The organism is Achromobacter pestifer, from assembly GCF_902859625.1.
In the GTDB taxonomy this organism is placed as follows: Bacteria; Pseudomonadota; Gammaproteobacteria; order Burkholderiales; family Burkholderiaceae_B; genus Achromobacter; species Achromobacter pestifer.
The window spans coordinates 407128-427127 of record NZ_CADIJX010000003.1 but is presented as its reverse complement, the minus strand read 5'-3'; the positions used below and the strand labels follow the sequence as shown (position 1 = coordinate 427127).

Genomic DNA, 20000 nt, shown 5'->3' with positions numbered 1-20000 from the left:
TACTCCTTGGATGGCAGTGGGGAAGGTCAACTGAACAGATTGCTGATCCAGGCGTAAGCCAGGATGTCGTACTGGAAATAGATGGCGGCCGCGGTCAGGATCAGCAACACGCCAAAGCCCTGTTGCAAGCGGTGCGTGTAGCGGGACAGCCCGCGCACCCTGGCGGCAATGGCTTGCCCGCCATAGGCGATCGCCAGCATGGGAATGCCCGCGCCGATGGCGAACACCAGCAGCAAGGTGCTGGATTGGGTCAGGTTCTGCGCCTTGGCGGCCAAGATCAGGATGGATGCCAGCACGGGCCCCGCGCAGGGTGTCCAGACGGCGCCCAGCGACAGGCCCAGCAGGAAGCCGCCCGCATTGCCACTACCCGAGCCGCCGGCGCCGAACGCCAACTGCTGTAGCGGCCCGCCAAACCGGGCAATCAAGCGGTCATAGGGCTGCGGCCAGATGCGCACCAGGCCGAACAGCGCCAGCAGTCCGATCGAGGCGGATCGCACGGCCTCATGCACCGTCGCGTTCAGGTTGGACAGCAGGCTTAGCGCGATGCCCAGCCCCGCGAACGCCAGCACGAAACCCGATACGACGAACAGGGGACGCAACCGATCCGCCCGTTCCAGCGACGTGCCAAGCAGGACCGGCAGCAGGGGCAGCACACACGGCGATGCAATGGTCAGCATGCCGGCCAGCAGGGCGATGGGGGTGTTGATCAGGTCCATGGGTGTCCTTTGGAAAGAGGCCCCATTGCACCCGTGGCACGTATCCGGCTTGTGCCGGTTTGGTGCGAATTTCCCTGCTTATGTATCCACCGCCCTGGCGTATACAGTACGACACACATCACGGCTGCCTCGGCGCTATAAACCGGTCATCCCTCGTCTTTCGGAGCCCTCCGATGAAACGCCTTCTAGCCGTGCTGTTGCTGTTGTTCGGCGGCTTAAGCGCGGAAGCCGCCAAGCCTTTCCAGTGCCAATTGATCGCCAACACCCGTCCGCGCCGCGATCCCCTGCCCCCGGTATCATGAACGACACGCCCTCCCATCCCACAAAGGCATCCGCAGATGGATCACATTGATCACGTCATGATCGTCGACGACGACCGAGAGATTCGCGAACTTGCCGGCAACTTCCTGAAAAAGAACGGCATGACCGTCACGCTGGCCGCCGACGGCCGGCAAATGCGATCCCTGCTGGAAGGCCTGTCCGTCGACCTGATCGTGCTGGACATCATGATGCCCGGCGACGATGGCCTGGTGCTGTGCCGCGAGCTGCGCAGCGGCAAGCACCGCCGCATCCCCATCCTGATGTTGACCGCTCGCAGCGACGACATGGACCGTGTGATTGGCCTGGAGATGGGTGCCGACGACTATCTGGTCAAGCCTTTCGTGGCGCGCGAACTGCTGGCCCGCATCAAGGCCATCCTGCGCCGCACGCGCATGCTGCCGCCAAACTTCCAGGTGACGGAACCTGGCCGCGAGATCGCGTTCGGCGATTGGCGGCTGGATACGACGTCGCGCCACCTGCTGGACGCGGACGGCACCATCGTGTCGCTGAGCGGCGCCGAATACCGCTTGCTGCGCGTCTTCCTGGACCATCCGCAGCGCGTGCTGAACCGTGATCAGCTGCTGAATCTGACACAAGGCCGCGACGCCGACTTCTTCGGCCGTTCCATCGACCTGCTGGTCAGCCGCCTGCGACAGCGCCTGCGTGAAGACGCCCGCGAGCCCCAATACATCAAGACCGTGCGCAGCGAAGGCTACGTGTTCGCCGCTGCCGTCGATGTCTCGGAATCCAACCCGTGACCACCGCCGCCCCGCGCCGCTTCGCCTGGCCCGGCACGCTGGTCGCCCGGCTATTCCTGATCTTCCTGACGGGCCTGCTTCTGGCCTATGCCCTGTCGTTCGCCTCGCTCTTCTACGAACGCTACGCCGCCACCAAATCCATGATGCTGGGCGACCTGGGACGCGACGTCGCCATCGCCATGGACATCCTTGACCGTCTGCCGGCGAACGAACGCGCCGCCTGGCTGCCGCGCCTGTCCAGCGGCAACCGCGAATACCTGCTTGGCGACGGCGACGCCGACCAGCCCCTGACACTGGATGCCGCCCGCACGGCGGCGCAGGCCATCGAAGCGGCGTTGGGGCCTGCCCGCCACGTAACGATCCGCGCCATGGCCAATGACCCCCACCATATCCAGGCGCGCGTCGTGTTGACCGACGGCCAACCGGTGACGCTGGACATCCACCTTTCCATGATGGGCCTGGCCCCCTGGCTGTTGATCGTGCTGGCGGTGCAATTGGTGCTGCTGATCGGCTGCGCGTGGCTGGCCGTGCGGTTGGCCGTCCGCCCGCTGACGCGGCTGGCGCGGGCCGCCGAAGCGCTGGACCCAAACACCCACAGCCCCGCCTTGGACGAACGCGGGCCGACGGAAGTCGCGCACGCCGTCGCCGCGTTCAACGCCATGCAGGAACGCATCGCCACGCATGTTGCTGAGCGCATGCAGATGCTGGGCGCCATCTCGCACGATCTGCAAACGCCGATCACCCGCATGAAGCTGCGCACGGAATTCATGGAAGACTCCATCGACCGCGACAAACTGACGAACGACCTGAATGAAGTCGAGCGGCTGGTGCGCGAAGGCATCGACTACGCCCGCAGCGCACACGGCAGAGTCGAGCCCCCCGTGCGCGTGGACCTGAACGCCTTTTTGGAAAGCCTGGTGTACGACTACCAAGACACCGGCAAGCAGGTCAGCCTGTCGGGCGATCGCGCCGGCCCGATGCTGACCCGCCCGCACGCGCTGCGGCGGATCCTGGGCAACTTGATCGACAACGCGCTGAAGTTCGCAGGCGCGGCCGAGGTGCGCGTCGCCGCACATCCCGGCAAACCCCTGTCCATCTTCGTACTGGATCGCGGCCCGGGCATCCCCGAACCAGAACTGGCCGCCGTGCTGCAACCGTTCTACCGCGTGGAGAGTTCACGCAACCGCGACACCGGCGGCACCGGGCTGGGTTTGGCCATTGCGCATCAACTGGCCGACGTGCTGGGCGCCACGCTGATATTGAGCAACCGCGACGGCGGCGGCTTGTCGGTGGAAATCCGCATCCCGGCCTGACGGGCTGGGCGCGTTGCTACTTGCCTGACAACACACCCGATTTCAGCAACGGTTCCAGAATGCCTGCGGTGTATACCCGCGCCACGTTCTGCAAAAACGCCGTGAAGTCCATCTTCGCGGCATGATCGGCGCGATCCGATATCACGCGCATCACGGCGAACGGAATACCGAATTCATAGCAGACCTGCGCCATTGCCGCGCCTTCCATTTCCACGCACAGCGCATCGGGCAAGCGCTTGCGTAGCGCCTGGGCCTCGTCGTTATGGCTGACGAAGACATCCCCCGTGGCAATCAGCCCACGATGCACTTTCGGTGCGGCAAGCGTGGTTCTACCGTTGGCGGAGGGCTCGCCGCTTGCCCGAATGAACTGCTCTGCGCCGTCGTGCAACAACGCACTGAGTCCCGCATCTGCGTCAAAACACACGCGGCCCAGCAAGGGAATCTCGTGCTGATCGAACAATGGCCGCGCGTCCATGTCGTGTTGCATCAAGCTACTGGCAACGACCACGTCGCCCACATCCACGTCAGCATGCAAACCGCCTGCCAGCCCGGTGAACAGCACACGAGACACCTGGAATTCCTGAATGACGATAGAGGCCGTCGCGGCGGCGGCGACCTTGCCGATACGGCTTAGCGCGATCACGCAGGGTGTGCCCCAAAGCGTGCCCACATGAAAATCGCGCATGGCGATACGGTGGATGGTTGCGCCCGGGTCCATCGCGGCCAACAGGTCGGCGATCTCTTCGTGCAAGGCGCCCAGGATGGCAAGACGGCCCATGATGTTCTCTCGTAGTGAATAGCGTGTGGCTGAAAGCCGTTCAGGGCGGAACATACCCGATTGCGGCGCAGGTTGACACGGCGTCGGCTTGCCCCCTAGGTTGAATAATAGTGCGCAAGGGAATCGCCGAAACCACGCCTGAACGGCGTGTATCCCAGCGTATCCGGCTGCCCCCGGCGACACACATTCATGCCAACCCCGAGCCCCGCCGACACATTGTCGATACAGCCCGTTGATGCAATGCAGGCTCCAAATCCATCCTGCGGCCCCGCCGCGACACAACCTGGAGCCATCATGGCCAAGCAATTGGAAGAAGTCCTGTACACCGCCCACACCCACACCACCAGCGGCCGCGACGGCACCGGCCGCAGCAGCGATGGCGCGCTGGACGTACTGCTGAGTCCCCCCGGGTCCGGCAAGCCGGGCACCAATCCTGAACAATTGTTCGCCGTGGGCTATTCCGCCTGCTTCATGGGGGCCATGAAACGCGCGGGTGCCGCGCACGGGATTGCGGTGCCAAAGGACGTGGCGATCGACGCCCGTGTGTCGCTGGGCAAGGTCGACAACGGGAAGAATTTTGCGTTGGGGGTGGTGTTGGCCGTGTCGCTGCCCGGGTTGGAAGAGGAGCAGAAACGGCTGTTGGTGGAGGGTGCGCATCAGCTGTGTCCGTATTCACGTGCGATACGGGATAACGTGGATGTGCGGTTTGAAATGGTTTGAGGGGTAATGATCGGGCGGTGGCTTTGGCCACCGCCCTGACAGTTGCCGCATCCGGAATATGTCGTCTGGCCGCATTTAATTCCAGCCCGGCTTTCCCCTGATTTTCAGCGCCGCAAGTGCGGCAGGCTGCATGATATAAAGAGGCCCCAAAACCAGAGGCGCATGGTGCGCCGAGAGCTACGCAGCCATGGCCAAGTTTGACAAAGGTAGCGCCCTTCCCGCTGGCTGGAACGGCCTGGCTCACAAAAGCTGGGTACGGGGCGACGCACAAAGCGCAATTAACATTGTATTGGCGGACTTGAACCGGCACGGCGCCCAAAAGCCTTTAGGGATCATTCTTCAGTTTGCGTTTTATCTCTTTAATGCAGAGGACTTTGAAGCCGCAGCACGCATCCTGGAAGGCGCTCGCGCGGGTTATCCGAAAGATCCGCAATTGCTGCTGAATCTAGCGGTCTGCCTCACTAAAACGAAGCGCCATGAACTCGCGGCTGATCGACTGACGGAACTGATCGCGATTCAACCGGACAATGCCGTTGCCTGGGACGCACTATGCAACGTACGTCGTGCCCAGGGGCGATTCGAAGACGCCGCACAAGCTGGGACGCAAGCCTTGACCTTGAAGGATGAGGCCCAGGCCGAGGCCCCGTCAAATTGGAAGCTGCCAGCAGAAAGCCCGTCCGCCTGGCTTCGTGCTACCGGCAAAGCACAGCATTCCGTCCTGTCATTTTCGCTTTGGGGCTCAGGCCAGAGTTACTTGCGCGGGGCAATCGACAACACATTGGCAGCGGCCCAATTTTATCCAGGCTGGCAAGTTCGCTTTTACCTAGACGATACGGTTCCCGTTGCCGTGCGCGAAACCCTGGCAACCCTGGGTGCCGACGTACGAATGGAAACCGCTGGCCAAAACACCCGCCAGCGACTCACCTGGCGCTTCAAGGTGGCTGACGATCCACACGTGGGACGATTCGTGGTGCGCGACGCCGACTCGGTTGTGAACCAGCGTGAACGATCCGCTGTAGAGGCATGGATTGCATCGGATCGCTGGTTCCACGTCATGAGAGATTGGTGGACGCATACGGATCTGATGCTTGCCGGGATGTGGGGCGGAATCGCTGGCGCGCTACCCAAGATAGAACCGCTGTTGAAGACGTATACGCCGCCGGCCGTGGCAACCAGCACGATCGACCAATGGTTTCTCCGAGACAAGGTCTGGCGATATGTCCGCACAAGCTGCCTCATTCATGATCGTTGCTTCCCGGTTCCCAATGCCGTGCCTTGGCCTGATCCCGCACCTGCCGACGATACGCATGTGGGAATGAACGATCATATTTTGGTCGAAGAGACTCAAGCGACCAGATTGCGCGAGGCGCTTGATCTTCATGTACCGAAGTGGCGTGAAAATTTGGGGTGCCTGAAGTTGTGATGGGGGACGTTTCGGGTCGTTAGGATTTACGGTTTCAGACTATTTTTATACGGAAAGGCAGCTTGGATGGGTTTTGGCCTCATAGCTAGATCGGCCGAAAATTGCAGTCTGACACCTTAAATTGGGAAAAGGGGATGAGAGAAATTTCGACGATTGAGGCTACTGCGGCGGCGGCCTTAAAGGATCACCACGTTCTCACTTAGCTTGAATCGACACCTTAAATCCAAATCTCGGAAGGAAGGTACAACCCCACACCCGAAAAATTGCGCTGCTTCATCTTTTCAGCGAGCTCATTAGAAACTAACAGATGTGCCATATATTCAGAGTCTCTGGCTAACATGTGCCCTCCTAGACAATCCTCATAATATCGTAATTTCTTGAACCCCATAATCCTATCGGTTCCAGGAACAAGTGTGAAAATTGATTCATTTTTATCTATAGCGGTAACAGACGAAATTATGTTAACGAAATAAAATCCATCAACACCCCCATCTTCCGCCTGAATCCTAGCTTCTATTAACTGAATATCATCGGGTGCGTTTTCAATCAAAAAATCAGCAAAGTCTCTACCCACCAATGGCAACATTGCACTGTTTGGTAGGCATGAAAATTCATGCAACAAATTTCCAGAAACACTGAACCGAACTACAGGCATTGCATGCTGATCCGGCAGCCGCTCCCCTCTCCTCAAAGAAAACCTATCCAAACCCTCAGCACTAACATATTCCCCTATGAGAGCTTGAGGATAATCATCGGAAACTCTCCACAAATAGGTCATAACGTTCTTCATTTAGCCCATTCTCGAAAATTCTTATTTAACGCTCGGTCCCCTGACCTCAAACCCGGGCTAGCTCAGTCTGACATCTTGAATTCAAATCCTGTGCCTTTTACCTCCTTAAACCCCTACATCATCTCAATCGTACGTTCTTTCCAAAATTTAGTTTGCTCAGCAGTGCAGCCTAGAAATTGACAAAATCGTTCCGCAGCTTCGAGCCCCCCCTTGATACCGCGATCAACATCATCAGATGCTTGCCGTACATTTGCAGCCAATGCCAAGAAAATTTCAAAGTCCTTAGCTATTGATGTCAACTCCCAATTCGACGATGCCATCGTATTGAGATGGTAAACATGATCTGAGTTACTACTCCCAGATGGCGCAACACAGATTAGATTAGCCTCATACCTTCCCACTGCGACGAGATGTGTACCTTTAAGTTTTTTTATTAAAGACTCACCCGAATTCTCTTTCATCATGCTTTGACCCAGCGGCTCATTTATAGCAGACGGCCACAGAGAAAAAAAACCAATCGAGACCCCGGCAAGACGAAATTCTCGAGCAATAGAAACGTATTTTGGGGGCAAATCCAAAATTGATATTACATCATCCGATATACCACCCACATCGGGCACAACAGCCATCTCAGCAAGAATGCTCGGAAATGAGTAAGATAATTTTATGGTGTACCGACTAACGTCACCAACCGTTTTTAAAATCATACTTATTCCCCGAACTGTTTAAGGTTTCAGACTACGTTTTAGACGGTCGCCCTCGATTTCCCGGCACAACGTTTCGTTGCGATGCAGCCTCCAATTCCATCACGAATTCCGGCTTAGCCGTTGGATGATTGCTTCGAACCATCATTCGTATGACAGCCAAGTCAGCTTCTAGCATTGCCTATTCTATATACTGCACATAAGCCGCCCGGCGCGCAACTGTTGAACTCCCAAGGCCCAGATAAACAGCATATAGATCCAGAATGCGATCGATCGACAAGCCCATACGGCCGCGATAGCTGGACCATCGATAGTCCTCAGGCTTCTCCGCCATGCTTGCCCTCACAGGGTTCTGCTCAATATAGCGGCAACAAGCGAGCAAGTAGGCATCACTCTGCACGGGACTCGACTGAAGCGAAACTCCCACAGCGATCCAGCCCCCCGGAACGCTCGTTTCATCGTCTCGTCGCGCGCCTGGTGACCTCTTTCATCAAGCGGCCTACCGCAGCCACATCATCACCCGGTGTTAAAAGTAAATGCACATGGTTGGTCTTGAGGCAATAGGCATGCTCCACACTGTGATAACAGCATGGGGCAACTATCACCCGTAGGAGCCTTGACGCCATAGCCATCTCAATCTATCAGAGAACCAGTCCGGCACGTTAACCTGGTTTCATCACGACAATGAGAACGATGAGGGTCTATATGGCACATCCTACTGAAATGGCGCAGCCGGATTGACAGGCCATTATTTCAATATTCGGGACTTAATGTGCTAGTGCACATTAATGCGTGGAGCAGAATTGCTCCATGGGAGGGTGAGTGCGAGAACCTGCGACTATTTATGTCACTACTTAGATGGGTTCACAGGATGGCAATATTCCAGCGTCATAGCCATATTTGCCCCAAACTACAGCCAGTAATTTTAAATAATTCACGGCAAAAAAAACGCCGCATGAGACTACATATATTTTATTTTCAGTATCTATTCTTATAATAACCAAAAATCTCATTATCACTTAGAACATATGCAACATGGGCACAAAAATCCTCCTCAAAATTCTCTACCACCCCCTCCCCCGGAGAGACATCCAGATAATCTACCCACCATGATTTGTATAAAATTTCAGCACCACCCTTAGAATCAAAGACACTAAAGTTCGTCATCCCCCCGTCAAGATTCTTATATTTAAAACGAAAACTAGGATCCTCTAAATCAAAATATTTCCCAGAAATCCACAGAAAAATACCGTCATTCTCAACATACATTGCGACAAAACTTCCCCCAACAAAAGCGCCCTCGCCAACCACCTTCATATCGGACAATTCGGACGCAATCTCTATTACCTCACCATTATCAACGTCAAAGTTTAGATAACACTCATGCCAATTGAATTTTCTCAATATCACCAAGCACCTCAATGAGTTTTATCCATATCAAGAAGCATAGTTAACGCCGAATTTTCTTCCAATTTAGATCGGTACTAAAGACTGGGTTAGGATCACTGCTTCCCGATTCCCAATGCCGTGCCTTGGCCTGATCCCGCACCTGCCGACGATACGCATGTGGGAATGAACTATCATATTTTTGTCCAAGAGATCCAAGCGACCAGATTGCGCGAAGCGCTTGATCTTCATATTCAAAACTGGCGTGAAAAACTAGCGTGCTTGAAATTGCAAAGTGAGACGTTTCTGGTCGTTTGCACTTCATTTTAAGGCGTCAGACTGGGCAAACCCAATCTGACACTTTAGTTTTGGGTCGGGGGGAGCGTGCAATCTGATACCTTTAATTTCGAACTGCACTAAATTCTACGAACCAATTGAAACATTCCCGATCTTCGACCCAACGGCCACACCCCGGGACTGCAAAATTAGTCTTGAAAATATCTCCCAATAAATATCCAAATCAGATATCTCCAAATTATCAACCACATCCAAACCACCCAAAAAAAGTGGATTCTTGTAGCCAACGCACTGATCAATCAGTGGCGTCGCTCCCCCGCACGTAATCCACTGCAAATAAAAACTCTCCGCCAACGCCTCTTCACGGCACTCAATCAATTCCTCTTCGTGAAAGGTCAAAATATTACATGGCACTTCCAAAGCATCCCCAGTTCCTGGCTCAAACATTACAACACCAGGCGCTCCGTTCTCTACTCTACGATCATCAACTGCGAATATTCTTCCTAACCAATCCACACCAAAGCAACTTATGTGTGTATTAAATTTTGGAAATGTACGAGAAACCACAGCATTCCAGTTATCGACTGAAGATGCAGAAAAGATCCTATAAATTCCGTTATTAAAACTACAGCCACCAAAATTCTTGAGAAATTCTTTTATGGTGGGAAATTGGGAATCTCCTGCCTCCCAACTTAACAGTTGGTCAGACAGATACGCGGAGACAAAACCTTCAAACATTCATCGATCCTTAATCAGGAAATTCTCAATTAGAGTTCCGGGACATAGATTCTTGATCTGATGCTGAATTTGAACCCCAAATGCTTCGGTTGACACGAAAGTCCCGCTTAAGGTGTCAGACGGCATTCTAGACGGCCGCCCTCGATTTCGCGGCATAACTTTTCGTTGCAACGCAGCCTCCAATTCGTGGCAGAGAGCTTCTTTAGCAACCTCAAGAACGATTTAAGGCATCACCAAGTCTTTCATGGCTGGGAGCACGCGCGGCTGGCGACCTTCAACTACATCGAGGTCTTCTACAACCGCCGGCAAATCCATCAGCGGCTAGGCTATCGAACCCGTGCTCAGGCCGAGGCCGCAGTGCCTTAACCAAACTGTCCGGAAAACCCGGGCTAGCTCAGTCTGACACCTTAAATTTTCTAAGTTCGAGGTGGTTTGAGGGGTGATGGTCGAGCGGTGGCTTTGGCTACCGCCCTGGACGGTAGGCTTGACTGGAAAAGGCAGTCTGACACCATAAACAGAAATTCGTGGAGAAACCTCAGAGTCTGACACCTCAATTTTTAAATTTTCGTTATGAAGCCCACTCGGTTCGGTCTGGCAGGCGCCCCTCCGTCCATTCCCTCATGATCTTTATGGCAGCTCTATTGAAGCAATGTGCCTTATCATCGCCAGGCATGCTCTCTATTAATAATATTTCACCGCTCCCCTTGTTAATCTCAAAAATTCCACAACGAGATTCATCACCCGTAAAACGGTAATTTGCAACAAATCCGTCCTCCCCAACCTTCTCAATCAAAATATAGAAAGCCATATTTATTTACTCCGGAGTCCAATTTCGACCGGCACGCACCGCAGCATCATGCGCAGTTCGGTAGTCAGTCTTAAAAATTCCTTCAAACTTCGATTCGAAAATCTCATGCCTCAGCAAATCGATATCAGCCTGCACGTGACCTCCACCAGCTAGGCGATCCCATGCATTAAAGATATGCGGATCAGCGTCAAACCTTCTGGCCCCAATATCAAGTTGGTGCTCTTTGAAGAACAAATGATCTTTAATGCGACCAATTCTCGCTTCGGACCAACCAATATTCTCGGAAATAGTCATCACATCAGTCGTGCTCTTGCGAATCACATCGTACTTCGACTCCCCTCTGACTTTTGGCCCAGATAGTTATTTTCGGTTTCGATCTGAGCAGCTAGCTTCGCCGTCGACGTATCGCCGCCAAGCGCCTCAGTAAGGCCAGCCACGATACTCGTCACCAAATTGACGCGCGCCTCTTTGTCTTCCGCGGAGAGCTTCTCAGCATCCTTCCCGGTAATGCGATCAACCAGGTTGTTGAGCGCCACACTTACGGCAGCATCCATAGCGCCAACTCCGCAAGCGCCTCCCTTTCCGGCAGCCCCAGCACAACCAACCAGACCCTGCAATGCCGTCCGGGCAACCTCGCTGCCCAATGTGTCGGCAATCGACTTCACTTGGCTGGCACCTAAACCCTGCAAGTAGTTCGCCGCAGTTGCCTGAACGAATTGCCCCGCCCGGTCCCCATTTGGACGCCACCTCATACCGGGCCTTGAGATCCTTCTTAAGCGCGGGGTCTGTCTCAGCATTCGTGGAGCATGACAAAAAAAACCCGGCGATCTCTCGCCGGGAATGTCCCTGCACACACAACACCGAATAATCAGTTCGGGAACACCTTGATCTGGTCGCTTTTCAGTACGTCCGGCGTCAGGCTCTTGTCGATCCATTCCATCGACGTGTCGGCCACGCCCGGGGTGACCAGTTCAGCCGGCACGATGGTGATGTCGGCCAGTACCTTGAACGGGTACTTGTCGCTCTTTTTCGTCACGCCAAACAGTTGCGCTTCCAGGCCCTGGCCGTCGGCGCGGTGCATCTTGACGTCGCGGCCGTAGCCCTTGAAGGTCACGTCGTGCATGGCGGCGGCCACTTGTTCGGGGCTGGGCCAGGCGCCGCCGTTGTCCTTGATGGCCTTCTCGTAGCCTGCTTTCAGGCCCTGGATGGCTTGCACCATGTGGTAGACCGAGTAGATCGGGTAGGCGCCGGTCTTGTCGTGGAATTTCTTCACGAAGGCCTGGTGTTGCGGATCGTCCTTGGTTTCGGGATGGAGGAAGTAGTGGTCGCCGCGGGCGCCGACGTAAACGCCCTCAGGCAAGGCATTGCCCAGGCGTTCCAGCGAGCTCTCGGCCAGCGACAGCACGAAGGTGGAGTTCTTGAACAGGTTGCGCTGCGAAGCCTGACGCACGAAGTTGTCCAGGTCGCCGCCCCACGAGGTGGACACGATGACGTCCGGGCGCAGCGCTTGCAGGCGGCTGATCTCGGTGGAGAAGTCGGCGGCGCCGAATTTGGGGAACATCTCGGCCACGACCTTGACGTCAGGCTTGAACTTCTTCAGCGCGGCCAGGAAGATGTCGCGCGAATCGCGGCCCCAGGCGTAGTCCTGGTTGACGATGGCAATCGTCTTGAAGTCGGGCTTGACCTTCATCAGGTACAGCACCTGGGCCACCATTTCGGTGGTGGCGTTGGCCTGGGTCCGCACCACGTACTTGTATTTCTTGCCTTCCAGCGCCTTCTCCGTGCCGCAGTCCCACAGCACGTTCAACACTTTCAGGTCTTCGGCCACCGGCGCAACGATGTTGCAGTGGCCGCTGGAGATGGCGGACAACATGACGCGCGTGCCGCCTTCCGCCAGGCGGCGGTATTCCGACAACAGCTTTTCACCGCCGCCGCCTTCGTCGATGTAGCTGGGCACCAGTTTGACGCCATCGATGCCGCCGTTGGCATTGATGTCCTGGATCAGAATTTCGGCTGCGTCGCGGGCTGGCACGCCGAATACCGAGGCCGATCCCGACAGGAAAGTCGAAATGCCGATGTTCAGTTCTTTGGGCTTGTCAGCGGCGCCGGCCAGCGCCGTGAAGCCGGACAGCAGGGTGGCGCCCAGCAAGGCCGCCAGTCTTGAGGTTTTCATGGTCTTGTCTCCAGTGTTGTATGGGTCTTGGGCGTGTTTGGCCCGTTGCCCTTAGAAAACGATGGCGTCGCGCAGGCTGCCGCCGGTAGCGAGGTGATCGAACCCTTCGTTGATCTGGTCCAGCGAAAAGGATTTGCCCATCATCCGGTCCACCGGCAACTGCCCTGCCTTGTACAGGTCGATGTAGCGGCTGATGTCGATGGCAGGTACGCCCGAGCCCAAATAGCTGCCGCGTATGTCGCGCTCTTCGCCCACCATCTGCGACAGCGACAAGGGAAAGCTGAGCTTGGGGTTGGGCAGGCCCGAGGTGACGGTGGCGCCGCCCCGACGGGTCAGTTTGTAGGCGGTTTCGAAAGCCGGCACGGCACCGGCCATGTCAAAACCATAGTCCACGCGGCCGCCGGCCAGGTCGAACAGATCGTCGTCCGTCTTGACCTGTTTCGGGTTGACGGTGTGGGTCGCGCCCAGTTCCTTGGCCAGCGCCAGCTTGTCGTCGCTGAGGTCCACGGCAACCACCCGGCGCGCGCCAGCGGCCACGGCCGCCAGCAAGGCGCTAAGCCCCACACCGCCCAGGCCGACGATCGCCGCCGTGTCGCCAGCCTTGATGCGAGCCCGGTTCAGCACCGCGCCTGCTCCGGTCAGGACCGCGCAGCCAAACAGGGCTGCTTCGCGATGGCTGAGTTCGACGTTGACCTTGACGCATGATCGGCGAGACACCACGGCGTACTCGGCGAAGCAGGAAACGCCCGTATGGTGATTGATGGCTTCGTCGCCGATATGCAGGCGGCGGTCGCCGCCCAGCAAGGTGCCCTTCGTGTTGGCGACGGCGCCGGGCTCGCACAGCGCCGGCCGGCCTTCCATGCACGGGTTGCAGCAGCCGCAGCTGGGCACGAACACCAGGGCAACATGGTCGCCCGGCTTCAGGTCCGTGACGCCCGGCCCGGTCTCCACGACTTCACCGGACGACTCGTGGCCCAACACAATGGGCACGCCACGCGGGCGGTCGCCATTGATGACCGACAAGTCGGAATGGCACAGGCCTGCCGCCTTGATCCGAACGAGCACTTCGCCCGTACCGGGCGGGTCCAGTTCGACCTCGGTGATGCTCAAGGGCCGGGTTTTGGCGTAGGGGCCTTCCACCCCCACGCTGCGTAGCAACGCCGCTTTGATTTTCATGCGCTGGTATCCACGGTGAAGAAAGAAACGCCCGGACGGGCCGGGCGTGTGCCAAACCCATCAGACCGTGCGACCGCCGTCGACGGGAAATTCCACCCCGGTGATGAACTCCGCCGCGTCGCTGGCCAGGAACAGGGCGGCAGCCGCCACGTCCGAGGGCTGGCAAAAGCGGCCCAGCGGAATGGTGGAGACGAATTTGGCGCGGTTCTCGGGCGTATCCGGCAACCCCATGAATAGCTCGAACATGCCGGTGATGCCCATCACGGGGCAAATGGCGTTGACGCGAATGCCGTCGGGGCCCAGTTCCACGGCCATGGACTTCGACAACACGTTGACGGCGCCTTTGGAGGCGTTGTACCAGCTAAGGCCGGGACGAGGACGGATGCCGGCCGTCGATCCCACGTTCAGGATCACGCCACGTTTTTGCTTGCGCATCACCGGCACGACGGCTTGCGCCATGTGATAGATCGACTTCACGTTGATGTCGAACATGCGGTCGAACATGGCCTCGTCCACGTCCAGCATCGGCTGGTTCTTGTGGGTGATGGCGGCATTGTTGACCACGATGTCGACCGAGCCAAACCGCTCCAGGCATGCGCGCACGGCGTTGTCGATATCGGCGCGGCTGGACACATCGGCCTTCACCGCCAGTGCGGCGGCGCCAACCTCCGCGGCCACGCGGTCGGCGGCTTCCTTGTTGATATCGGCGATGACGACTTTTGCGCCTTCCTTCGCGTACAGCTTGACGATGCCTTCCCCGAAACCATTGCCCCCGCCCGTGACGATGGCAACCTTGCCTTGCAACTGACTCATGACTTGTCTCCGGATAGCCTGGCGATCATTCGCCGTAGAATTGAATAAGCGTTTTGGTCGTGCTCATTTCTTCCAGGGCGATGAAACCCTTTTCGCGTCCATGGCCGCTTTTCTTCACGCCGCCGAACGGCAGCTCGACGCCGCCACCCGCACCGAATCCATTGATGTAGACCTGGCCGCATTTGATGCCACGCGCGACCCGCTGCTGACGTCCACCGTTTTCAGTCCAGACTGCGCCGAGCAGACCGTAGTCGGTGGCATTGGCCAGCCGGATGGCATCCGCTTCAGAATCAAACGGCAACGCCACCAGAACCGGTCCAAATATTTCTTCGGTCAACAGCGTGCTGTCGTGCGTCGGAGCGCTGAACAAGGTCGGTTTGACGAAGTAGCCGCCGGCCGGCACGCCATCGGCAATACTGCCTTCGGCCGCCACTTTCAGGCCATCCGCCAAGCCCTTGGCGATGTAGTGGTTGACGCGATCGAATTGCGCCTTGTTGACGACGGGCCCGCAAGTCAGGTCCATGTCCGGCGTACCGGCGCGCACCTTTGAAAATTCGGCGGCCAGTGCCTTCATGAAGTCCGCGTAGATGCCCTTCTGCACCAACAAGCGGCTGCCGGCCGTGCAGGTCTGGCCGGTGTTGTGGACGATGCCCTTGACGATGGCAGGGATGGCCAACTTGTAGTTGGCGTCGTCGAACACGATATGCGCGGACTTGCCGCCCAATTCCAGCACGCACTTCACCGCATTGACGGCGGCGGCCTGCTGGATCAGCACGCCCACTTCGTTCGACCCGGTGAAGGTGATGAAGTTGATGTCGGGATGGCGCGACAGACTGGCACCGGCCTCTTCGCCCAGGCCCGTCACGATGTTCAGCGCCCCTGCGGGGAAGCCCACTTCCAGCGCCAGTTCCGCCACGCGGATGATTGACAGGCAGGCGTCTTCGGCGGGTTTGACGACGCTGGCGTTGCCCATGGCCAGCGCCGGGGCGACGCTGCGGCCGAACATCTGCGCCGGATAGTTCCACGGAATGATGTGAGCGGTGACGCCCAGCGGCTCACGGATCAGCTGGACCGAATAATCCTTCTGAAACGGAATGGTCTGGCCATGCACCTTGTCCGCCGCGCCGCCGTAGAACTCGAAGTAGCGCGCCAACACGGTGATGTCGCCGCGCGCCGTGGACATGGGTTTCCCCGTGTCACGCGATTCCAGCTGAGCCAGCTCTTCATGATGCGCCAGCACGGATTCGCCCAGGCGCAGCAGCAGGCGGCCGCGATCCAGCGCCGTCATGCGGCCCCAGTCACCATCAAGCGCGGCACGCGCAGCCTGCACCGCGTCATTCACGTCGGCCTGCTGGCCACGCGGGATCGTGGTGAACACGTCGCCATCGACGGGCGACACCACGTCTATGGTGCGTCCGTCTCGGGCATCGACCGGGCGGCCGTTGATAATCATCTGCGTCATGGATAGTCTCCGGGAATTCAATTCAAGGTGATCGAGCCACGCTCGATCGTCCATATCTGGTCGGGAATGTCACCAAGCAACTTGACGTTGGACTCGGTGATCACCACGCATAGGTCGGGTTGAAGCTCTTTCAGCCTCGCCAGCGCCTCGGTGTAGTCGCGCGCCAGCTTCGGAGCCAGGCCCTGAAAGGGTTCATCCAGCATCAACAGGCGGGTGCCAACCATGATGGCGCGCGCCAGCGCCACCATCTTTCCCTGCCCGCCCGACAATGCGGAACCCGACCGCTTGAGCATCGGTTCCAACTGGGGCATCACCTTCAACACCGTGGCAATGCGCACGGCGATTTCGGCCTTGGATTGGCCCTGCACTTCGCATGGCAGATTCAGGTTTTCTTCCACCGTCATGGTCGGGAAGATCACACGATCCTCGGGTGCGTAGCCCACTTTCAGGGCGGCACGCTTGTGGCCCGGCAAGGCGGTCAAGTCCGTGCCATCGAAGGCAATCTTGCCGGACCTTATCTTGGTCAGGCCCATGATCGAGCGCAGCAGCGTGGTCTTTCCCGCGCCGTTGCGGCCCACGATGCCGATGGTCTTGGACGGTTCAAAATTGGCGTTGACATCACGCAGGATGCGGTTGCCCGCCAGGTCGACGTTGATGGCCGATAGATTCAACATGGTTCAGGCCCCCAACACTTCGCTTTTGATCTGCGGGTTATTCAAGACTTCCTCGGGCGATCCGTCGGCGGCCACCTTGCCCGCGATCCAGGCCGCCACGCGCGTTGCGTAGCGTGACACGATGTCCACGTCGTGCTCGACGAACCAACTGGTCACGCGACGTTCGTCCAGCGCATGCATCACGGTTTCCATCAAGGCGAACTTGTCTTCCGACGCCACGCCGCTGGTCGGCTCATCCATGATCAGCAGCTTGGGCCGCAGCGCCAACGCCATCGCCACATCCAGCAGCTTGCGCTTGCCCTCAGGCAGTTCGATGGACAGCTCGTCTGCTTCGGCAAGCAGGCCCACCAGATCCAGCGTGGCGTCCACTTCCTTGTCGTCGATCGTGCTTTCCAACGACCGGAACCAGCTCAATTCCTTGTTGCGGCGTGCGGCCGCGATCTGCACGCACTGACGCACGGTGTGCTCGGTGAACAACTGCGGCAGCTGGAACGAGCGTCCCAGGCCCAGGCGTACGATCTTGCGCGGCGCCATGGCGGTGACGTCGCGCCCGTCGAAATACACTTTCCCCTTGGACGGCGCCAGGTAGCCCGTGCAGATGTTGATGAAGGTGGTCTTGCCCGCACCGTTCTGACCGATGACGGCCAGGCGCTCGCCTTCATGCAGTTCAAAGTTGATGTTGTCCGCGGCGATCACGCCGCCGAACGCCAGATGCAGGTTCGTGGTTTGAATGAGGGGCTTCATCTTCAGTTCCTCACCGATTGAACACGTGCTTGCACGCGGGCACCCGCCTCCGCGCGTGCCTGGTCCCGCTTTTGCAGGGTCACGCGCTTCATGATCTGACCGACAAATCCCGTTGGGAACATGAAGATCACCAGGATCAACGTAAGGCCCAGCAAGAATTGCCACAGACCGGGGAAGTACGCTGCCGACACCAGCTTGACGGTCTCAAAGCCGACCGCGCCCAGGAATGCACCCGCCGCGTGGCCCGCGCCACCGAGGATCGTGATGAACACGAATTCACCCGAGCGCAGCCAGGATCCGATCTCGGGTGTCACCAGCCCCTGCATCAAGGCCAGGATGGCGCCGGAGAATCCGACCACCACCGCCGACAGCAGATACCCTTTCCACATGATGAAGTAGGCCGAGAACCCCAGGTATTCGATGCGCGTTTCATTCGTCTTGATGGCGGACAAGGCCTGCCCGCTACCCGACCGGAAATAGCGCTGCACCCACCAGGCCAACGCCATGGACAGGATCAGCGTCAGCACCAGCAGTGCGCGTTCAAACGATTCGCGCTCCATCAGCACGCCAGCCATGGAAGGCCGCACGATGCGCATGCCGTCCGAACCGCCGGTCAGGGTGTAGAGCTTGCCCAGCAACGCAAACAGCACCATGCTCAGCGCCAGATTCAACATGCCGAAGAAGATGCCGCGATACCGCACGACGAACAGGCCGATCACAATCGCCGCCAGGAAGCTGGCGACCACGCCCGCCAGGATCAGCACCAAGGCGTCGGTGCCCGGCATGGCACGGGCCAGGAAGGCCACCGTGTATGCCGAGATGCAGGAATACATCGCATGGCCAAACGAGATCTGGCCGGCGCGCGCCATCACCGAGACGCCCAGCGCCGCGATGGCGTATGTCAGGCCGATGACGATAGGGGTGATGGTCCACGAAAAGGAGTAGCCAAGGAATAGCGTGGCCAGCGCGGCCAACAGGCTGAGTGCAGCGACTTTCATCAGATCCTCCGGGCCTGGGCAACCGTGAACAGGCCATGCGGCCGGATGATCAGCACCAACACCATGATGATGTACGGCACTGCCACTTCCAGTTCAGGCGCCGCATACACGGCGATGGCGCGGATGATGCCGATCAGCAGCGCGGCGATCAGCGCCCCGGTGATCTGGCCCAGCCCGGCCGTGGCGACGACCGCGAACGACAGCACGGTCATGTCTGTGCCGGCGCCCGGCACCAGCGACGTGGTGGGTGCGGCCATGGCGCCGCCCAGGGCACCCAGGATGGTGGCGATCACAAAGGTGACGTAACCGATCTTCTTGGCGTTGATGCCCAGGGATGTTGCAACTTCGCGGTTGTGCGTGGTGGCTACCGTCTGTTTGCCCAGCTTGGTGTGGCGCAAGAAGAATTCCAGACACACATAGGCCAGCACGGCCGTCACCGGCACCACGACCAACTGATAAGTCGTATAGGTGATGTCGCCGATCTCGATGTTGCCCAGCCGGTTGACGACTTCGCTGGCGCTGTAGGGCTGCGCGCCCCACAACAGGCGCTGGATGTCTTCCAGCATCAGGAAGCCACCGAAGGTGATCAGCAGCTTCAGGATGGGGTCGTAGTTCTGCGCCCGGCGGATCAGCACGAATTCCATGATGCTGCCCAACGCCAGGCCCACCGCGATGGCGGCGACGAACAGCGCGGCAAACAGCAGGAATGGGGAATCGGTTTTGGGCGCCAGGAACATGACGAGGCTGGCCGCGGCGTACCCGCCGAACGCATAGAAGGCGCCATGGGCAACGTTCAGGATGCCCATCACGCCAAACACCAGGGTTAACCCCATCGACACCAGGAACAGCAGACTGGCATACGCCACGCCGTCCACCAAAGCCAGAGGCAATAGATCCAAGGTCAAGCGTCTTCTCCCAATACGCTAAGCACCTGCCGCGGGGACGATGCGTTGCCGCGGCAACGTGTCTTCCAGCGTGGCGGTGCGGGCTTGTCGCCCTGGGTGCGCTGAGCGCACCCTTGTCTCGTTATGGACCTTGCCGTACCCGCTGCCGCTGCGATACAGCGCGGGCCGGAAGGCGGTTATGTGGCGGGTTCAGGTGGCCCGTAAAGGCGCTGATTCTTACCCGTCCGATAATGGAATCGAAGTATAGGTATGCCCCTTATTCAGCGCCTATTTATCTTTGTGCAAGCCGGGCTTCACAAGCCG

The 20000-nt window shown here is 58.2% G+C and carries 22 protein-coding genes; 6 read left to right on the top strand and 16 right to left on the bottom strand.

The features are described 5' to 3' along the window. Positions 1–26: 26 nt before the first annotated feature. Positions 27–716 carry a cytochrome c biogenesis CcdA family protein gene (locus HV753_RS13600; RefSeq protein WP_175175015.1) on the bottom strand — a complete coding sequence of 230 codons (690 nt, stop codon included), beginning with the start codon at positions 714–716 and terminating at the stop codon, positions 27–29. A gap of 173 nt (positions 717–889) precedes the next feature. On the opposite strand from HV753_RS13600, the gene HV753_RS31295 reads away from it, so the two are divergent. The 3 genes from HV753_RS31295 to HV753_RS13590 are packed head-to-tail and all read left to right on the top strand — an operon-like array spanning position 890 to position 3108. Then, positions 890–1018, top strand: a complete 129-nt coding sequence (locus HV753_RS31295) for a hypothetical protein (RefSeq protein WP_281370978.1) — start codon at positions 890–892, stop codon at positions 1016–1018. Positions 1019–1054: 36 nt separating this feature from the next. Then, entirely contained in the window at positions 1055–1795 is a 741-nt protein-coding gene (locus HV753_RS13595) for a response regulator (protein ID WP_175175014.1), read from the top strand. Further along, on the top strand, positions 1792–3108 hold the full coding sequence (locus HV753_RS13590) for an ATP-binding protein (protein WP_175175013.1): 1317 nt from the start codon (positions 1792–1794) through the stop codon (positions 3106–3108). Before HV753_RS13595 ends, HV753_RS13590 begins: the two co-directional genes overlap by 4 nt. Before the next feature lie 16 nt (positions 3109–3124). Here the strand turns inward: HV753_RS13590 and HV753_RS13585 are convergent, their stop codons facing one another. Next, complete coding sequence (locus HV753_RS13585; RefSeq protein ID WP_175175012.1) at positions 3125–3886, bottom strand: 5'-methylthioadenosine/adenosylhomocysteine nucleosidase; 762 nt, start codon at positions 3884–3886, stop codon at positions 3125–3127. Positions 3887–4180: 294 nt separating this feature from the next. Here HV753_RS13585 and HV753_RS13580 point away from each other — a divergent pair, with 294 nt between their 5' ends. Both HV753_RS13580 and HV753_RS13575 read left to right on the top strand, forming a co-directional pair. Then, the gene (locus HV753_RS13580; RefSeq protein ID WP_175175011.1) at positions 4181–4606 is read left to right on the top strand and encodes an organic hydroperoxide resistance protein; all 426 of its coding nucleotides are present in this window, start codon (positions 4181–4183) and stop codon (positions 4604–4606) included. A gap of 187 nt (positions 4607–4793) precedes the next feature. Next, positions 4794–6029, top strand: a complete 1236-nt coding sequence (locus HV753_RS13575; RefSeq protein ID WP_175175010.1) for a tetratricopeptide repeat protein — start codon at positions 4794–4796, stop codon at positions 6027–6029. Positions 6030–6246: 217 nt separating this feature from the next. Here the strand turns inward: HV753_RS13575 and HV753_RS13570 are convergent, their stop codons facing one another. The 4 genes from HV753_RS13570 to HV753_RS13555 form a co-directional block, all read right to left on the bottom strand. Beyond that, on the bottom strand, positions 6247–6819 hold the full coding sequence (locus tag HV753_RS13570; RefSeq protein WP_175175009.1) for an imm11 family protein: 573 nt from the start codon (positions 6817–6819) through the stop codon (positions 6247–6249). Positions 6820–6932: 113 nt separating this feature from the next. Then, complete coding sequence (locus HV753_RS13565) at positions 6933–7526, bottom strand: hypothetical protein (RefSeq protein ID WP_175175008.1); 594 nt, start codon at positions 7524–7526, stop codon at positions 6933–6935. 975 nt (positions 7527–8501) lie between these two features. Further along, a complete protein-coding gene (locus tag HV753_RS13560; protein ID WP_175175007.1) occupies positions 8502–8840 on the bottom strand; it encodes a hypothetical protein in 339 nt (112 codons plus the stop codon). Between the two features lie 492 nt (positions 8841–9332). Continuing rightward, a complete protein-coding gene (locus HV753_RS13555) occupies positions 9333–9944 on the bottom strand; it encodes a DUF1851 domain-containing protein (RefSeq protein ID WP_175175006.1) in 612 nt (203 codons plus the stop codon). A gap of 186 nt (positions 9945–10130) precedes the next feature. On the opposite strand from HV753_RS13555, the gene HV753_RS13550 reads away from it, so the two are divergent. Next, a complete protein-coding gene (locus HV753_RS13550; protein ID WP_175175005.1) occupies positions 10131–10310 on the top strand; it encodes an IS3 family transposase in 180 nt (59 codons plus the stop codon). A 448-nt stretch (positions 10311–10758) separates the two neighbouring features. Here the strand turns inward: HV753_RS13550 and HV753_RS13545 are convergent, their stop codons facing one another. The 10 genes from HV753_RS13545 to HV753_RS13500 form a co-directional block, all read right to left on the bottom strand. Further along, entirely contained in the window at positions 10759–11046 is a 288-nt protein-coding gene (locus HV753_RS13545; protein ID WP_175175004.1) for a hypothetical protein, read from the bottom strand. Between the two features lie 23 nt (positions 11047–11069). Beyond that, positions 11070–11306 carry a hypothetical protein gene (locus HV753_RS13540; protein ID WP_175175003.1) on the bottom strand — a complete coding sequence of 79 codons (237 nt, stop codon included), beginning with the start codon at positions 11304–11306 and terminating at the stop codon, positions 11070–11072. 314 nt (positions 11307–11620) lie between these two features. Further along, positions 11621–12925 (bottom strand): ABC transporter substrate-binding protein, encoded by a 1305-nt coding sequence (locus HV753_RS13535; protein ID WP_175175002.1) that lies wholly within the window; start codon positions 12923–12925, stop codon positions 11621–11623. 51 nt (positions 12926–12976) lie between these two features. Next, the gene (locus HV753_RS13530; RefSeq protein WP_175175001.1) at positions 12977–14101 is read right to left on the bottom strand and encodes a zinc-dependent alcohol dehydrogenase family protein; all 1125 of its coding nucleotides are present in this window, start codon (positions 14099–14101) and stop codon (positions 12977–12979) included. Between the two features lie 60 nt (positions 14102–14161). Continuing rightward, the gene (locus HV753_RS13525; protein ID WP_175175000.1) at positions 14162–14914 is read right to left on the bottom strand and encodes a glucose 1-dehydrogenase; all 753 of its coding nucleotides are present in this window, start codon (positions 14912–14914) and stop codon (positions 14162–14164) included. A 25-nt stretch (positions 14915–14939) separates the two neighbouring features. Further along, entirely contained in the window at positions 14940–16376 is a 1437-nt protein-coding gene (locus HV753_RS13520) for an aldehyde dehydrogenase family protein (RefSeq protein WP_175174999.1), read from the bottom strand. A gap of 17 nt (positions 16377–16393) precedes the next feature. Next, the gene (locus HV753_RS13515) at positions 16394–17050 is read right to left on the bottom strand and encodes an ABC transporter ATP-binding protein (RefSeq protein WP_175174998.1); all 657 of its coding nucleotides are present in this window, start codon (positions 17048–17050) and stop codon (positions 16394–16396) included. A gap of 3 nt (positions 17051–17053) precedes the next feature. Further along, a complete protein-coding gene (locus HV753_RS13510) occupies positions 17054–17794 on the bottom strand; it encodes an ABC transporter ATP-binding protein (protein ID WP_175174997.1) in 741 nt (246 codons plus the stop codon). Positions 17795–17796: 2 nt separating this feature from the next. Continuing rightward, positions 17797–18792, bottom strand: coding sequence for a branched-chain amino acid ABC transporter permease (locus tag HV753_RS13505; RefSeq protein ID WP_175174996.1), 996 nt, complete (start codon positions 18790–18792; stop codon positions 17797–17799). Next, positions 18792–19697: a branched-chain amino acid ABC transporter permease gene (locus tag HV753_RS13500; RefSeq protein ID WP_175174995.1), complete on the bottom strand. Its 906-nt coding sequence runs from the start codon at positions 19695–19697 to the stop codon at positions 18792–18794. The genes HV753_RS13505 and HV753_RS13500 overlap by 1 nt, the downstream gene beginning before the upstream one ends. Between the last annotated feature and the right edge of the window lie 303 nt (positions 19698–20000).

Bases quoted from the DNA above. Each gene is read 5' to 3' on its own strand.
- HV753_RS13565 (WP_175175008.1), bottom strand. From the start codon at position 7,526: ATGATTTTAAAAACGGTTGGTGACGTTAGTCGGTACACCATAAAATTA.
- HV753_RS13530 (WP_175175001.1), bottom strand. From the start codon at position 14,101: ATGAAAATCAAAGCGGCGTTGCTACGCAGCGTGGGGGTGGAAGGCCCC.
- HV753_RS13515 (WP_175174998.1), bottom strand. From the start codon at position 17,050: ATGTTGAATCTATCGGCCATCAACGTCGACCTGGCGGGCAACCGCATC.
- HV753_RS31295 (WP_281370978.1), top strand. From the start codon at position 890: ATGAAACGCCTTCTAGCCGTGCTGTTGCTGTTGTTCGGCGGCTTAAGC.
- HV753_RS13505 (WP_175174996.1), bottom strand. From the start codon at position 18,792: ATGAAAGTCGCTGCACTCAGCCTGTTGGCCGCGCTGGCCACGCTATTC.
- HV753_RS13555 (WP_175175006.1), bottom strand. From the start codon at position 9,944: ATGTTTGAAGGTTTTGTCTCCGCGTATCTGTCTGACCAACTGTTAAGT.
- HV753_RS13525 (WP_175175000.1), bottom strand. From the start codon at position 14,914: ATGAGTCAGTTGCAAGGCAAGGTTGCCATCGTCACGGGCGGGGGCAAT.
- HV753_RS13580 (WP_175175011.1), top strand. From the start codon at position 4,181: ATGGCCAAGCAATTGGAAGAAGTCCTGTACACCGCCCACACCCACACC.
- HV753_RS13510 (WP_175174997.1), bottom strand. From the start codon at position 17,794: ATGAAGCCCCTCATTCAAACCACGAACCTGCATCTGGCGTTCGGCGGC.
- HV753_RS13560 (WP_175175007.1), bottom strand. From the start codon at position 8,840: ATGAAGGTGGTTGGCGAGGGCGCTTTTGTTGGGGGAAGTTTTGTCGCA.
- HV753_RS13545 (WP_175175004.1), bottom strand. From the start codon at position 11,046: ATGACTATTTCCGAGAATATTGGTTGGTCCGAAGCGAGAATTGGTCGC.
- HV753_RS13600 (WP_175175015.1), bottom strand. From the start codon at position 716: ATGGACCTGATCAACACCCCCATCGCCCTGCTGGCCGGCATGCTGACC.
- HV753_RS13575 (WP_175175010.1), top strand. From the start codon at position 4,794: ATGGCCAAGTTTGACAAAGGTAGCGCCCTTCCCGCTGGCTGGAACGGC.
- HV753_RS13535 (WP_175175002.1), bottom strand. From the start codon at position 12,925: ATGAAAACCTCAAGACTGGCGGCCTTGCTGGGCGCCACCCTGCTGTCC.
- HV753_RS13585 (WP_175175012.1), bottom strand. From the start codon at position 3,886: ATGGGCCGTCTTGCCATCCTGGGCGCCTTGCACGAAGAGATCGCCGAC.
- HV753_RS13520 (WP_175174999.1), bottom strand. From the start codon at position 16,376: ATGACGCAGATGATTATCAACGGCCGCCCGGTCGATGCCCGAGACGGA.
- HV753_RS13540 (WP_175175003.1), bottom strand. From the start codon at position 11,306: ATGGATGCTGCCGTAAGTGTGGCGCTCAACAACCTGGTTGATCGCATT.
- HV753_RS13595 (WP_175175014.1), top strand. From the start codon at position 1,055: ATGGATCACATTGATCACGTCATGATCGTCGACGACGACCGAGAGATT.
- HV753_RS13570 (WP_175175009.1), bottom strand. From the start codon at position 6,819: ATGAAGAACGTTATGACCTATTTGTGGAGAGTTTCCGATGATTATCCT.